We start from the raw sequence: 14,299 nt of genomic DNA, 5'->3' as shown, positions 1-14,299 counted from the left end.
ATACTTAGCTACATACCCTAAAACAGATTTTTTAATCAGGTTCAATATAACTTCTTCAACGAAGTCATATCTGTCATGCGATTTTACAGTTTATGAAACAAAGGAATCGAAAAAGCAAAAACGGCCATCCCCTTATAAATGCAAGGGATAGCCAGTACTTCACTTTTTTTCAGGCATCGCCATTTTCTGATCCTTTGGCAGTGCTAACCCGACGAGACCGATGAAAGGTAGGAATGATGCAATGACCATCGTCGGAAAAATACCAATCGTGTCCATCAGCTTACCGAAGGCAACTGCGCCAATCGCTCCCATACCAAATGCAAGACCAACTGTCAGACCAGCCATCGTCCCGATTTTACTAGGAACTAACTCCTGTGCATACGTAACGGTCACCGAGAAACTCAGCATGATGAAGAAACCAATCACCACTAATAACACGCCGATGCTCCACAAAGGAACATGCGGCAATAGAAGACATAGTGGCAACGGGACCAATAAGGATAGTACAATCACGTTCTTCCGCCCGATACGATCCGCAATCGGGCCTCCAAAAAATGTTCCTGCCGCGCCAAGAGCCATGAACAGGAATATGTAAAGTTGTCCTTCTGCAATTTTCAATTCGTATTCATCCATCAAATAAAAGACGTAAAAGCTTGTGACATTCGTCACGTAAAATGAACGCGCAAAAATGACGACGAGCAACAGGGTTAACGCAGTTCCTATTTGTTTTTTCGTCAACTCTCCAATAGAAGAAAGGATGACCTTCTTGCGGTTATTCTGCTTCTCAAGTTCCAACTGTCTTTTATACCAAGCGGATATTTTCGACAAGATGAAAATACCAAGCGCCGCCACAAGTACAAAAAATGCGGCTCCAATCTGACCGAGCGGAACTAAAACGAATGCACTGATAAGCGGAGCTAAAGCTTGCCCTGTATTGCCCCCCACCTGATAGATGGATTGAGACAACCCACGCTTTGACCCAGCCGCTAGGAATGAAACACGGGAACCTTCAGGATGAAAAATTGCCGAACCGAATCCGAGTATAATGACAGACAGCAAAATTAGCCAATAACTTGGGGCAATCGCCAGACCAGCTATCCCTATAAGGGAACAGGTCATCCCGATCGGAAGTGCATTTGGCATTGGCTTGCGGTCGCTAATATAACCAACGACCGGTTGAAGGACGGATGCGACCATATTCAATGCGAAAAAGATGAAACCGAGTTGTGTAAACGTCAACCCTCTTTCTTGCTCTAAAACGGGAAACATCGCGGGAATAACTGCTTGCAACGTATCATTCAGCAAGTGAGTCGCACCAATCGCAAACATGATCGGGTAGACCGGACTTGATAAATCTTGAATCTGTTTCTTTTCTGACAAATGAATCCCCACACTTTTCACTAAAATTTCACGATAAATCCAGTATACCGAAAATTCTTTTGCAGATGTTCAAAATCCGGTAATTCGGGTAGATTGTCTATACCACCTTCGGAAAGGATTGACTCCATCATGATGCTATTTGGAACTATATCCGTAATGGCTTTGCTTCCTGCTACACTACTTTTGCTGACATTGGAAATCGTTTTCTCCTCCTATAAATCGACTACCGAATTTTGGACAAAGAAATTAGCGATTGGTAATTTGATCATCAATTTGTTTTGGGTCATTTTAATTACACTTCTATTACTTAATCCAATGATTATCCACCCTTTCCTTTCAAATCTGCTCGCACAAATCTTCAACCGTTCACCCGAAGACATAGCTCATCAAGTTTTCCTCATCATTATAGCCGCGTGTCTTCTATCCATTACTTCAACAATTATCGATTCGTATATTGCCTTCAAAAAATCGAAAGATCACAAAGACCTAAGTACTTCGAAAACCGATTGATGCCAGCCATTAATTAGACGCTAGATGAGAAGACAGATCATCAAGTCTGCTATGTTTAACTAACTCATGAAAGGGAATCAAACAAATACAGACCCGAACATTTTTCAAAAAAAGCGGAGGTGTTTTAAATGGCTAAGATTGCAGTAGAAAATCCATTTGATGATGTGAAAGTGGCTTTAGAAGAAAAAGGTCATGAAGTGAAGATGTTTGAAAGTGATGAGACAGTCAAAGGCTATGACATGGGAGTCGTTCGAGCAATTAGTGACGTCAATATCGATCAATTTGATTTTCCGGTCGTCAGCATACATGGCAATTCTGTCACTGATGTTGTAAATGAAATCGAAGAACGCTTGAAACGTTAACTACTTAAATTAACAAAAAACCGAATCCTTGTCGGATCCGGTTTTTTTCATTTGTAATCAGATGCTTTTTCAGTTCCCGCAACGACCACCGCTGCAGATGCATCACCGACTACGTTGACAGATGTGCGCATCATATCAAGAACACGGTCGATTCCTGCAATTAACGCAATCCCCTCTAATGGCATATTCACCGAAGTGAGCACCATCGCCAGCATAATCATTCCAGCTCCAGGGACACCTGCTGTTCCGATTGAAGCAAGTATTGTAATGAGGACGACAGTCAGCAGTTGCATAAATGACAGTTCCAAGCTATAAAATTGGGCGATAAAGATAACTGCAACACCTTGGTAGATCGCTGTTCCATCCATATTGATTGTTGCGCCTAACGGAAGTACAAAACTTGTGATCTTTTTAGGCACACCTAGATTTTCATTTGTATTTTTAATTGTCATCGGCAATGTACCGGCACTGCTAGCCGTACTGAATGCAACGAGTGCAGCAGGGGAAATGCCTGTAAAGAATTTCTTCGGACTCATATTCGCAAATGTCTTGACTGCCGTTGAGTAAACGATGAGTGCATGTAATAGACAGGCTATATAAACCGCCAATATGACTTTCAGCAACGGCAGCAACACCGCTGGCCCATATTGACCAACAACAGGCGCCAACAATCCGAGAACACCGATTGGTGCCACTTTCATGACAATGCCCGTTATTTTATACATCACTTCCGCAAATCCTTCAAAAAACGCATAGACTGGCTTCGCTTTTTCACCAACTAATGTGATTGCCAAACCAAGGAACAAAGCGAAGAAAATAATTTGCAATATACTTCCATTTGCCAATGATGTAAATGGATTATCGGGAACGATATTCAATAATGTCGTAATCGGGCTTTGTGGTTCTTGTGTCGCAATTTCAGGTGCTACCAAACCGTCTGATGAGACAGATAGACCTTTTCCAGGGGATATGATGAACGCAACAGAAAGTCCAATTACGATGGCTAAAGCAGTGGTAACTAAATAATAGCCGATTGTCTTAAAACCGATTCTACCTAACTGCTTCGGATCTGTCGTGCTGGCAACTCCTACAACTAGTGTGGATAAAATCAATGGAGCAATAATGAATTTGATCAATCTTAAAAATAAGTCCCCGAACGGTTTAAGAAAGTCGATAGAACTGCCGAACACACTTCCAAGAATGATCGCTAAAACAAATGCGATAAAGATTTGTGTGACCAGATTGATTTTAAACTTCATGGCTCTCTCCTTCCGTTTCATAAGTCAGTCGAGGAAAAACTGCTTAATCCAACATATACAAATCGAGAGAAGAACATGAATGGTTTCAACTAAATCGAAAAACCCCCTTCCCGCTTACGCGGAAAGAGGGCCAGTCCTATCAGAACCATCTTTTGACGATAGGATAATTGTATGTTTCGCCTTGCAAAGTCTTTACAATACCGATAATCGGAACAATTATTGTCATTAAACCGAATCCGATAAGCATTGGAATACCAATGAGTACGATAACTAGAATCGCTGAAATAAAAATCAAAGCACCCATAATTAATTGGAATAATAATGCCTGTATGGACAATCTTTTAACCTCAGAATCGTCAATGACCAGATAAAGAATGAATGGTACTAAAAAAGGTGCAAAAAATGCGCTTGCGTGAACTAGAATCTTCAATCCCATATTGTTGTTTTCCATATGTATAACCTCCTTCCATATCCTTACTATAATATACGGATGAATAGAAAGGAAGTTTCATTTTTAGCGAATCAGTTCTTTAAATCTCTTATTCATTACATTAACATCAAATTCCCCTTTTACATTGTCTTCCAACCCATAACGTGCTTTCAACTGTAAAATACGTCGTACACTTTCGTTAAGCCGCTCTTCGGTAATAGTGCCAGTTGCCACTGCCGCATCGAGTTTCTCAACCGTTTCAATCTGATTTTTGTAATCCCCAACGATCAGCAGTAAATCACTTCCAGCTAAAAATGATTTAAGGGCAGCTTCAGCTACTGTGTAATCATTTATGATTGCACCCATTGTTAAATCATCTGTTATGACGACCCCGTCATAGCCCATTTCGTTCCTTAGCAACCCATCGATAATTCGTTTTGACAAGGATGAGGGATTTGTGGGGTCGAGCGTTGGAAATAGAATATGAGCGACCATAATCACGTCTACATGATCTGCTATCGCCTGCCGAAATGGAATCAGTTCTGTTTTTTGCAGTTCTTCGAGACTTTTATTGATTACCGGTAATGCCTTATGGGAATCGGTATGAGTATCCCCGTGACCGGGAAAGTGCTTGACTACTGAAATAATCTGTTGATCAATCATTCCACGTCTGACAGCGAGTGCGACTTCTGTAACCTGAGCTGGATCTGCAGAGTAGGAGCGGTCTCCGATAACAGGATTTTGTGTATTGCTATTCACATCCAACACAGGTGCGTAATTCATGTTGTAGCCGAACGCATTAAGGAGCTCGCCCAGATAGACACCACTGTCATAAGCAAGTGTTTCATCATTTTTATTACCTACTTTAGCTGCGGAAGGTGATTTTTTCAGACCTGTTGGTAAACGGGAAACACGACCGCCTTCTTCGTCAACCGAGAGGAATAACGGAATGCCATATTCCTTGTTTGCAGTTTTTGCATGATTGAGCAGTCCAACAATTTGATCTGCTGTAGAAATGTTCTTACCGAGCAAGATGATACCGCCAACGTGATGCTGTCTGATCAGCTTATCCAACTGATCACCATACGTCGTCCCTTCCATTCCTACAATAAGCAATTGACCGATTTTCTCTTCAACTGTCATCTGTGCGAGCTGTTCTTCTATCGGAGAATAGACCATTTCAATGTTATTGTTAATTTGTGCTCTTTCTCTGAACGAAAGAGACTCCGCTTGATCATCCACAGTTTCCATTTGTGCACATCCTGTTAAGAAAAAAATCGAAAATACGATGAGCCAAAATATAGGTTTCATCGCATTCATTTCTACTCCTCCTCATGTCCACAGTTTTTTTGCCCGTTCAATGGAATCCAATGTTACTCTTCCTTTAAGCATCGGTGGCGGGCAATGCTTATTATGTTCATTGATCTTTTCATTCACAGCATCAATGAGATGTAGTAGATCCGATGATTGGTTTTGCGCTTTCTGGACTGAGATCGTATGCAATTGCTCCTTTATTTCATGCTGCAGTTTCAACCAGTGCGGTTTATATCCTGCATCATTGGCGATCTTTTGAAAGCGTTGGTATGTGTCACCCGAAAAATAATCTTTCGGCAAAGGCTTTCCCTGACCTTTCAAGTTATCCATACCACCATCTTTTGTATGACTTTTTAGGATATCCCCAATCAAGTCATTGTACGGCGGAATTACATTGTCTTCAGCCATTTGAATCCTCCTGTTCAGAGTTTCATTAAATCGTTTTTACCGCTTGTGTAATCGAGTTTCATCTGTTCCAGTTCCAATTTCATCTTCTCTGTTTCGATAATGAAATTTTGCTGTTTCAATTTCTCAAGTTCAATTTCATCACTCAGCATCTCTCTCTTAGCTCTCATCATCTTTTGCTTATGTTCCGTTATGATGGCCGTTATCGGAACACACATGACAATCGCTACAATCCCCATTCCAATCATCAATCTTTCCCCTCCTTATTTCTAATATTTCTTTTTAAGATGATTAAAAAGCTGAATACTTCTCGTATTCAGCTTCACTTACCTTATTTCGCCATGAATGTTGCAGGCATAACGACTCCCACTACTTCACCGGTTGCACATATTTCATCATCCGCAAATACTTCGATTGCTACTTTGAATTTTTTCGGGTGAATTTCTTCCACGGTTCCGACTGCTTTTAGTGTCACGCCTTGAGGTGTCGGTTTTACATAATTGACATTCAGTGAAGCCGTCACGAAACGCGGTACTTCAGCTTCGTCCCCTGGCTCATGACCATTCTTCCTGTAAAGCGCCAATGCACAAGAGCCCGTTCCATGACAATCTATCAATGAAGCAATGATGCCCCCATAGACGAATCCAGGAATTGCTGTATGCTTTTCTGATGGTTGGAAGTATGTAACCGTTTTCTCACCATCCCATCCTGTGCGGAAATGATGGCCATCTTCGTTCAATCGTCCACAACCGTAACACCAGGCGAAATCGTCTGCGTATCCATCTTGAATAGCTTGTTCAATTTTTTTATTCATTATAGTCAACCTCCATATTTTTCATTGGTTTGAATAGTATTATTATAGCATTAATCTTCGAGAATCTCTTTCGTAAGTTCCCGTATGTGTTAATGGATTATTTCGTATCTGTTTGGCACCTCATCTACCTTGAAGATTTCCAACTACTCTATTACTAGGTATTCACACAACTTCTTCTGCTATTAATGTTTTGCTCTCCAATTACATAACATGAGTACTATTCGACGTAGAATCATCAGCGTATACTATACAAACGAGTAACAGGAGGATTTTCATGAAAATAAGAGCCCTATTGCTGATTGCCCTTCTAATCGGCGGAACTTACGTAATGCTCCAGACGTATAATGAGACCAACGAAAAAAGTTTCTCTGATCTGTTCAACACGATTGGCAATGATTTCAATTCGCTCATTTTCACCAAGCCGACAACACAAGACTCTCCTGCTGAAACATGGGTGGTTGATGATGAACACGAAGTAAATCAGCTGATAGATTTTCTTCAAAACTATTCTATAAAAAAGCTCAACGCTTCTGAGATTGATTCGAAAGATGAAATTGATGTGCTTAGCATTGAGTTGATTGATGACGATGGCAATAAAATCACAGTCATGATTGAAGAAAATATTATTATCCAAAATGAAAATTTGTATTATGAAGTCGTCGATGGTCCGCTAGACGTAAACTGGATTGTGAAGTTTTTCGTTAGCAATCGATCATTTTGAGTCTAAACCTCCCGTAGAAGTTTGCGGGAGGTTTTTTGCTAGCTGTTGTGCACAGGTTACATTTCGTTGCGATGCAGTTATGTTTCGTTGCGAGCGCGTTACATTTCGATACGACGCAGATACGTTTCGATACGACGCAGTTATGTTTCGTTACGAACGCGTTACGTTTCGATACGACGCGGTTATGTTTCGTTACGAGCGCGTTACGTTTCGATACGACGCGGTTACGTTTCGTTGCGAGCGCGTTACGTTTCGATACGACACAGATACGTTTCGTTGCAAGTGGGTTACGTTTCGATACGACACAGTTATGTTTCGTTACGAGCGCGTTACGTTTCGATACGACGCAGTTATGTTTCGTTACGAGCGCGTTACGTTTCGATACGACGCGGTTACGTTTCGTTGCGAGCGCGTTACATTTCGATACACGCGTTACGTACGTTTCGATACGACGCGGTTATGTTTCGTTACGAGCGGGTTACGTTTCGATACGACGCAGTTACGTTTCGTTGCGAGCGCGTTACGTTTCGATACACGGGTTACGTTTCGTTGCGACGCAGTTACGTTTCGATACAACACAAATACTTCTCGTTGCACCAAACCTATAGTAATTACGCCGATTCTACATTTCGTTGCGCAGTTGCATACTCTAGAATCATTGCCCGGATCATCGGATTCAGGTTTTCAGGCAACTCATTCAATTTATAAAACTCGACTTCAGTCGTTTCTATGCCATCTGCTTTTAGCTCACCGCCGCGAATATCATTGCTGACATAGACAATCGTCACCGAATAATATTCATGGCCATTTTTCAATACTGTATGTGTATGAGCACCTGATACGACAGTTACAAGTTGCATTTCACCAATTTCTAATCCGGTTTCTTCAAGTACTTCTCTTCTGCCCGCTTGTTCAGTGGACTCACCAAGTTCCATAAATCCTCCTGGAATCCCCCAACGTCCATCGAGTTTTTTCTGCAGAAGAATTTCTCCCTGTTCATTGAAAATGCCAACCCCCACACCTGTTAAAAGAAGCGGCGTGTCCCCAACAATTCCACGTAAATCTTCTATATACCCCATAATCCCAACCCCTCTCTGCTCCCTTAACTGTCATTCTGTCATCAACTTAAACTTCTCTTAAAAACTACCAAAAACTATTCAAGACTGTACTCCTTGAAAAGTATATGATAATGAAGTCTGCAGTAATTTCTCAATGCCTTCTCTATAGTAAGGGACTTCTTTATTTGCTTCAGCTATATCGATCCATGCAGCTTCCATTATGCCAACTGTATCCTGAACAGCGACTTCACGATCTTCCGTTTCTCCTTGGAAAGTGAAAAATAAGACATGATTGTTCTCCTGCTGCCGGAATGTTTCATTCACAACTAATAATCTCCCCAAATTGACCTTTAACCCCGTCTCTTCCCATACTTCGCGAAGTGCAGCCTCGTCCAATGTTTCTCCCTTTTCCACTCCACCGCCAGGCAGCGTCCAATTCATATATTTTTTATTCTTCACCATCAGTACTTTTCCCTCTTTTATGATTAAAACATAGACAACATCGACTCGATTCACTTTTGAAATCCCCCTTTTTTCCTATATACTTAAAATAATAACGTATTCATGGAGGGACGGACAATGGAATTCAAGAATATCGATGAGCAGATCATCCAGAAATATAGAGAGGATGAAACGCTCATGATTCGGCTGTTTGTGCAATGGTGTGCGAATCATCAATTAGATCCCCAATTATTATATAAAAAAGCGTACCCTCATCAGCAAGCTAATGAGGCATTGAATGCGGTCATTGAATCCGATGACGGTTTCGAAGAATTATTCATTGACAATGAAACGATGCTCGATGTCCTTCAAATGTTCGGCAATGAAGACCTTGCATTTGTTGTATCTGATGAAATTTCACGCTTTCAAAGAAAGTGAGATAAAAAACAGATACAGAATGTTCTTATTTCATTTCCTTTTCAATCATTCTGCTATATACTGAATTTAGTTCGTAAACCGTAATAAGGGAGAGATGAGAATGGTTAAAAGTTTACCAGCACGTTCAGAAGTAGAGATACAAGAGACATGGAATTTAGATGACCTTTTCAAAACGGAAGAAGCATACAATGATGCACTCCAAGAACTTGAAACGGATGTAACTGCATTTGCAGAACGTTTTAAAGGGAATATTAATGATGAACAAACGATCATTGATGCATTGGATGGCTATGCTGCAATCATGGGGAAGATGATTCCCATCGGCACGTACACAAGTCTTTCATTGAGCGTCGACCAGACAAATGATGAAGCACAAATGCGTGCAAGCAATTATGGTTCAATTGCAGCTAAACTTGGTAGCCAATTGTCATTCTTCACAAGTGAGCTTTCCGACTTGCCAGTTGAGCAATTAGAAAAGGCCATGAACCGATCAGACGAGTATAAAAATTATTTGGACGAGCTAATTCGCCAGAAACCGCATAAATTACACCCTGAAGTTGAGCGTACATTAGCTGCATTATCTTCTGTTTTGAACGCGCCATATGGTTTGTATAACACGACAAAATTAGTTGATATGAAGTTTGATGATTTCGAAGTAGATGGAGAAAAGTTCCCATTAAGCTACACATCATTCGAAGGTGGCTGGGAATCGAATCCTGATACTACAAAAAGACGCGCAGCCTATGATGCATTCCATGCAAAGCTAAGACAGTACCAACATACTCAGGCAAAAACCTATGATATGCACTTACAACGTGAAAAAACGACTTCTGATTTGCGTAATTATGACACGGTCTTTGATTCCCTCTTGTTCAACCAAGAAGTAGATCGTTCGATGTACGACCGTCAAATCGATTTAATATCAACAGAACTTGCTCCACATATGCGCAAGTATGCAAAACTTCTTCAGAAGGTACATGGTCTGGATGAAATGACATTCTCTGACTTGAAAGTACCATTAGATCCAAATTACGAGCCAAAAATCACAATCGAAGAATCAAAGAAATATATTGATGATGCACTTTCCATTATGGGTGACGACTACATCGATATGGTGAATCGTTCGTATGAAGAGCGTTGGACTGACTTTGCGCAAAACGCGGGCAAATCGACAGGTGCTTTCTGTTCAAGCCCTTATGGCGTCCACCCATACATCCTTATTTCATGGACAGGCAGCATGGAAGATGTATTTGTTCTTGCACATGAGCTTGGACACGCGGGACATTTCTACAATGCCCATAAGCATCAGAACATCTTCAATTCACGTCCGTCACTTTACTTCATCGAAGCACCATCAACGATGAATGAAATGCTAGTAGCCAATCACTTACTTTCGAATTCAGAAGATCCTAAGTTCAAACGATGGGTCATCTCTTCCATCGTAGCGCGTACGTATTACCACAACTTCGTGACCCACTTACTTGAAGCTGAATATCAGCGTAAAGTGTATGACCGCATCGATGCAGGTGGAAGTGTCAATGCTAATGTGTTGAACACATTGAAGCGTGAAGTACTTGAGAAGTTCTGGGGAGAAGACGTGAAAATCAATGAAGGTGCAGAGTTGACATGGATGCGCCAACCTCACTATTACATGGGCTTATATCCATATACGTACAGTGCAGGACTGACTATTTCCACGCAAGTTTCCAAACGCATCTTATCTGAAGGTCAACCAGCTGTTGATGAATGGTTGAAAGTCTTGCAGGCAGGCGGAACAAAATCTCCTGCTGAACTTGCGAAAATGGCAGGAGTCGATATTACGACAGAGCAACCATTGAGAGAAACAATTGCTTATATCGGAGAATTGATTGATCAACTTGTTGAATTGACTGAAGAAATTGAAGGCGTCAAAATCGGCTAATCACATTTTCACAACTAAACTGCCTCTCCCCTGAAATGGAGAGGCAGTTTTTTGTTAAACACACGCATTGTCACATATCTAATCTTTCGTTATGATAGATAGAGAATTATCATTATTGAAACGAGGGGTTTTTTTGGTTTCTGCACAATCCAACTGGTATGTCCGATTCGGTTGCCTTGCACCGATTATCGCCATTGCATCATTGATTTACTTCGTCAATCGAGATTCAGTTCTATCCGGCTTTTTATTTTTTGGGTTGTTTTTTGGTTTTGCTGTCCTGTTTTTAATGCTATCAACAAAAGCCGAGGAAAAAACGAAAGAAAAACAAAAAGTCCATATCAATTCATATGTACCGAAATCCGGGTACACGGAGTCGCACGCGTTTATCTCCTACGATTTACTCTCTAAAATCGCGGTAGATGAAAAAAAGAAGCGTATCCATTTCCTTGAGCCTGGAAAACTTGATGGTAAACAAGTTAAAAAAGCTTATTTACATATGCCTTACGTACATGCAGATTATTCTTACAAACAGTTGCTAGCTGTCGAAGTATTCATCAATGGGACACGGGAAGAAACGATTGTGAAAGACTCTCCAGGTACTTTGCAACGAATTGAAGAACTTGGTCAATCCGTCGAACAGATTATCACGAATAAAATACCGCTCGTTAGAAAATTGATTAACCGAAAAATAGCTACCGTTGAGATGAAATTACTCATTGATGATGAAGAAAAACCCTATCGAATTATCCGCTTTTACAATAATTTGGATAAGCGAATTAAAAAGACGTCAAAAGATTTTACACAAGTAAAAGATGATGTCGAACATTGGGTTTCTTTATTAACATTTATTATGAATCAAAAATGAACGAGAGCCGCCATCCTTAAATGTGATGGCGGCTTTTAATTTTTCTGATTCATGTTGAGTTTACATGGAAGCATATAGTAGAATGATAGAATAACCTAGTCAGACAAATTCAAAAAATATGAAAACGAGGTCATATCATGGTGATTTCAGACAGAGTTAAGAACATGCCACCCCATTTCTTTTCGTCATTAGTTAAAAAGGTAGAGGCTGCAAAAGCTTCCGGATTAGATATCATCAATCTCGGTAGAGGGAATCCCGATCAGCCGACACCGCCACACATCATTCAGGCACTGCAAGAAGCGGCTGAGCGACCCGATACACACGGGTACTCCCCTTTTAAAGGTATTCCTGAATTCAGGAATGCTGTTGCTGACTTTTACAAACGTGAATATGACGTTGACGTTGACCCCGATACGGAAGTTGCGATAATTGGAGGTTCCAAAATCGGACTCGTTGAATTACCACTTGCGATGATGAATGAAGGTGAATTGCTACTATTGCCCGACCCAGGCTACCCTGATTACCTATCAGGCGTAAGTTTAGCAAACATTCGTTTTGAAACGATGCCCCTCCTTGAAAAAAATGGCTTCCTGCCCGATTTCGATGCCTTGACGGATGAAGTGAAACAGCAAGCGAAAATGATGTACTTGAATTACCCGAACAACCCGACGAGCGCCGTTGCATCCGTTCCGTTTTTTGAGGAAGCGATTACTTTTGCAAAAGAGAATGACATCTATATTTTGCATGATATGGCATATGGCGGCATTGGTTTCGATGGTCAAAAACCGGTCAGCTTCTTGCAGGCAAAAGGTGCAAAAGATATCGGTATTGAAATGTACACATTATCAAAGACATACAATATGGCGGGCTGGCGTGTTGCATTCGCTGTCGGGAATGCTGAAATGATTGAAGCCATCAACACATTGCAAGATCATCTGTTCATCAGTATCTTCCCTGCCATCCAACATGCAGCCATTGCCGCGTTGTCGGACAACCAGGAATGCGTAAAGGAATTGACCGCGCTATATGAAGGTCGAAGAGACGTTTTAATAGCTGAGTGTCAACGTATTGGTTGGGATGTCGGAGCTCCGAAAGCTTCATTCTTCGCCTGGCTTCCAGTCCCTGATGGTTATACGAGCGAGTCGTTCGCAGATATTCTGTTGCAGAAAGCAGGTGTCGTCGTTGCCCCGGGACACGGATTCGGCAATCACGGTGAAGGCTATGTCCGTGTTGGCCTGCTCGCAAACGAAGACCGTATTAAAGAAGCTGTCGCCAGAATTGAAAAACTCGGAATTTTTTCGAGGAGTGGTATTTGAGTTTAGTTTAGTTGTAGCTTACTTTTAGTTCAATGATAAAAAACTATAGTAAATACCAATTGAGTCTAATCCCGTAAATGGATTAGGCTATTTTCTTTTATAATCTAAAGCATTACTGCTAAAAAGAAGCGATTGATGCGACGCTTGAATTACGATGGTCAAATGAATTTATTAAGCGGAAGTACATTCATGATATACTAGACCACAGAGCAATAGGGGAAAGACAAGGAGCGAAAAACGTGAGGTTAAATCAATATATTAGTTCTTCCGGATTCTGTTCGAGAAGGCAAGCGGAGCGCTATATTAGTGCTGAAAAAGTTCTAGTGAACGGCGTGGTTGCACCTCATACTTATTTTGTTGAAGAGAACGATTTAGTCCAAGTCGATGGTCATATAATCAAGCACTCTTCTCAGGATATTTATATAATGCTCAATAAGCCAAGCGGGGTTATTTGCACTGCCTCCCCTACTATTGCCAATAATATTATTGACTTTGTATCCTATCCTGAACGAATATTTCCAGTTGGTCGTCTAGATAAAGAAACGGAAGGTCTTATTTTATTAACAAATGACGGAATTATTGTAAATGAATTAATGAAAAAAGAAAACAATCAGGAAAAAGAATATATTGTAACCGTCGATAAAAAAATCACTGATTCCTTTATCGTTGAGTTAGCAAACGGTGTCGACATTTATAATCCTAGAAAAAAGGACTATACAAGAACAAATCCATGCGCTGTCATGCAAGTGGATGATTATACTTTCCGCATCATACTTTCACAAGGCTTGAATCGACAAATCCGTAGAATGTGCAGACGTTTTCAATATACAGTGACACACTTACAAAGAGTTCGCATCAAACATCTCCAGCTCGGTTCATTAAGCCGCGGTCAATGGCGCCACTTGACGAACGAGGAAATTGCCGGACTGAAATTCCAGACAAAAACGATTTTGGCAAATAAAGAAAAGGGCAAATCGGTAATGATTTCGCCCTTTTTACAGCAAGATGGATTAGTGTACGTTTTATTGAATGGGTCACCGAATAAAGCGCTATCCAAGTAACAAC

The 14,299-nt window shown here is 40.9% G+C and carries 18 protein-coding genes; 9 read left to right on the top strand and 9 right to left on the bottom strand.

The window, feature by feature from the left end; all coding sequences use genetic code 11:
* Positions 1–159: 159 nt before the first annotated feature.
* Positions 160–1,329 (bottom strand): MFS transporter, encoded by a 1,170-nt coding sequence (locus QWT69_RS05235; RefSeq protein WP_317970932.1) that lies wholly within the window; start codon positions 1,327–1,329, stop codon positions 160–162.
* A 180-nt stretch (positions 1,330–1,509) separates the two neighbouring features.
* Between QWT69_RS05235 and QWT69_RS05230 the strand changes: the two genes are divergently transcribed.
* Positions 1,510–1,890 (top strand): hypothetical protein, encoded by a 381-nt coding sequence (locus QWT69_RS05230; RefSeq protein WP_317969674.1) that lies wholly within the window; start codon positions 1,510–1,512, stop codon positions 1,888–1,890.
* A 128-nt stretch (positions 1,891–2,018) separates the two neighbouring features.
* Entirely contained in the window at positions 2,019–2,252 is a 234-nt protein-coding gene (locus tag QWT69_RS05225) for a YkuS family protein (RefSeq protein WP_317969672.1), read from the top strand.
* A gap of 47 nt (positions 2,253–2,299) precedes the next feature.
* On the opposite strand, the gene QWT69_RS05220 is transcribed toward QWT69_RS05225, so the two are convergent.
* The 6 genes from QWT69_RS05220 to QWT69_RS05195 form a co-directional block, all read right to left on the bottom strand.
* The gene (locus QWT69_RS05220) at positions 2,300–3,511 is read right to left on the bottom strand and encodes a dicarboxylate/amino acid:cation symporter (RefSeq protein WP_317969670.1); all 1,212 of its coding nucleotides are present in this window, start codon (positions 3,509–3,511) and stop codon (positions 2,300–2,302) included.
* A 139-nt stretch (positions 3,512–3,650) separates the two neighbouring features.
* Positions 3,651–3,962 (bottom strand): DUF4870 domain-containing protein, encoded by a 312-nt coding sequence (locus tag QWT69_RS05215; RefSeq protein ID WP_317969668.1) that lies wholly within the window; start codon positions 3,960–3,962, stop codon positions 3,651–3,653.
* A 63-nt stretch (positions 3,963–4,025) separates the two neighbouring features.
* The gene (nagZ, locus tag QWT69_RS05210; RefSeq protein ID WP_317969666.1) at positions 4,026–5,261 is read right to left on the bottom strand and encodes a beta-N-acetylhexosaminidase; all 1,236 of its coding nucleotides are present in this window, start codon (positions 5,259–5,261) and stop codon (positions 4,026–4,028) included.
* Positions 5,262–5,273: 12 nt separating this feature from the next.
* Positions 5,274–5,663, bottom strand: a complete 390-nt coding sequence (locus QWT69_RS05205; protein ID WP_317969664.1) for a DnaJ family domain-containing protein — start codon at positions 5,661–5,663, stop codon at positions 5,274–5,276.
* A 14-nt stretch (positions 5,664–5,677) separates the two neighbouring features.
* Positions 5,678–5,908: a hypothetical protein gene (locus QWT69_RS05200; RefSeq protein ID WP_317970930.1), complete on the bottom strand. Its 231-nt coding sequence runs from the start codon at positions 5,906–5,908 to the stop codon at positions 5,678–5,680.
* Between the two features lie 83 nt (positions 5,909–5,991).
* Entirely contained in the window at positions 5,992–6,474 is a 483-nt protein-coding gene (locus tag QWT69_RS05195) for a PaaI family thioesterase (protein WP_317969662.1), read from the bottom strand.
* 274 nt (positions 6,475–6,748) lie between these two features.
* Here QWT69_RS05195 and QWT69_RS05190 point away from each other — a divergent pair, with 274 nt between their 5' ends.
* Positions 6,749–7,195 carry a hypothetical protein gene (locus tag QWT69_RS05190; RefSeq protein WP_317969660.1) on the top strand — a complete coding sequence of 149 codons (447 nt, stop codon included), beginning with the start codon at positions 6,749–6,751 and terminating at the stop codon, positions 7,193–7,195.
* Between the two features lie 35 nt (positions 7,196–7,230).
* Positions 7,231–7,803 (top strand): hypothetical protein, encoded by a 573-nt coding sequence (locus tag QWT69_RS05185; protein WP_317969658.1) that lies wholly within the window; start codon positions 7,231–7,233, stop codon positions 7,801–7,803.
* 3 nt (positions 7,804–7,806) lie between these two features.
* Here QWT69_RS05185 and QWT69_RS05180 read toward each other — a convergent pair whose 3' ends face one another.
* Entirely contained in the window at positions 7,807–8,274 is a 468-nt protein-coding gene (locus tag QWT69_RS05180) for an NUDIX hydrolase (RefSeq protein ID WP_317969656.1), read from the bottom strand.
* Positions 8,275–8,352: 78 nt separating this feature from the next.
* Positions 8,353–8,769, bottom strand: a complete 417-nt coding sequence (locus tag QWT69_RS05175; protein WP_317969654.1) for an NUDIX hydrolase — start codon at positions 8,767–8,769, stop codon at positions 8,353–8,355.
* Positions 8,770–8,832: 63 nt separating this feature from the next.
* On the opposite strand from QWT69_RS05175, the gene QWT69_RS05170 reads away from it, so the two are divergent.
* From QWT69_RS05170 to QWT69_RS05150, 5 genes are all read left to right on the top strand, one after another.
* Complete coding sequence (locus QWT69_RS05170) at positions 8,833–9,132, top strand: hypothetical protein (RefSeq protein ID WP_317969652.1); 300 nt, start codon at positions 8,833–8,835, stop codon at positions 9,130–9,132.
* Positions 9,133–9,232: 100 nt separating this feature from the next.
* Complete coding sequence (gene pepF, locus QWT69_RS05165) at positions 9,233–11,053, top strand: oligoendopeptidase F (RefSeq protein WP_317969650.1); 1,821 nt, start codon at positions 9,233–9,235, stop codon at positions 11,051–11,053.
* Between the two features lie 133 nt (positions 11,054–11,186).
* On the top strand, positions 11,187–11,918 hold the full coding sequence (locus QWT69_RS05160) for a hypothetical protein (protein WP_317969648.1): 732 nt from the start codon (positions 11,187–11,189) through the stop codon (positions 11,916–11,918).
* Positions 11,919–12,055: 137 nt separating this feature from the next.
* Positions 12,056–13,234, top strand: a complete 1,179-nt coding sequence (locus tag QWT69_RS05155; RefSeq protein ID WP_317969646.1) for a pyridoxal phosphate-dependent aminotransferase — start codon at positions 12,056–12,058, stop codon at positions 13,232–13,234.
* A gap of 239 nt (positions 13,235–13,473) precedes the next feature.
* Positions 13,474–14,295: a pseudouridine synthase gene (locus QWT69_RS05150; protein WP_317969644.1), complete on the top strand. Its 822-nt coding sequence runs from the start codon at positions 13,474–13,476 to the stop codon at positions 14,293–14,295.
* Positions 14,296–14,299: the final 4 nt, after the last annotated feature.

Source organism: Sporosarcina oncorhynchi, assembly GCF_033304615.1.
Classification (GTDB): Bacteria; Bacillota; Bacilli; order Bacillales_A; family Planococcaceae; genus Sporosarcina; species Sporosarcina oncorhynchi.
This window is presented reverse-complemented; position numbering and strand designations above follow the sequence as displayed.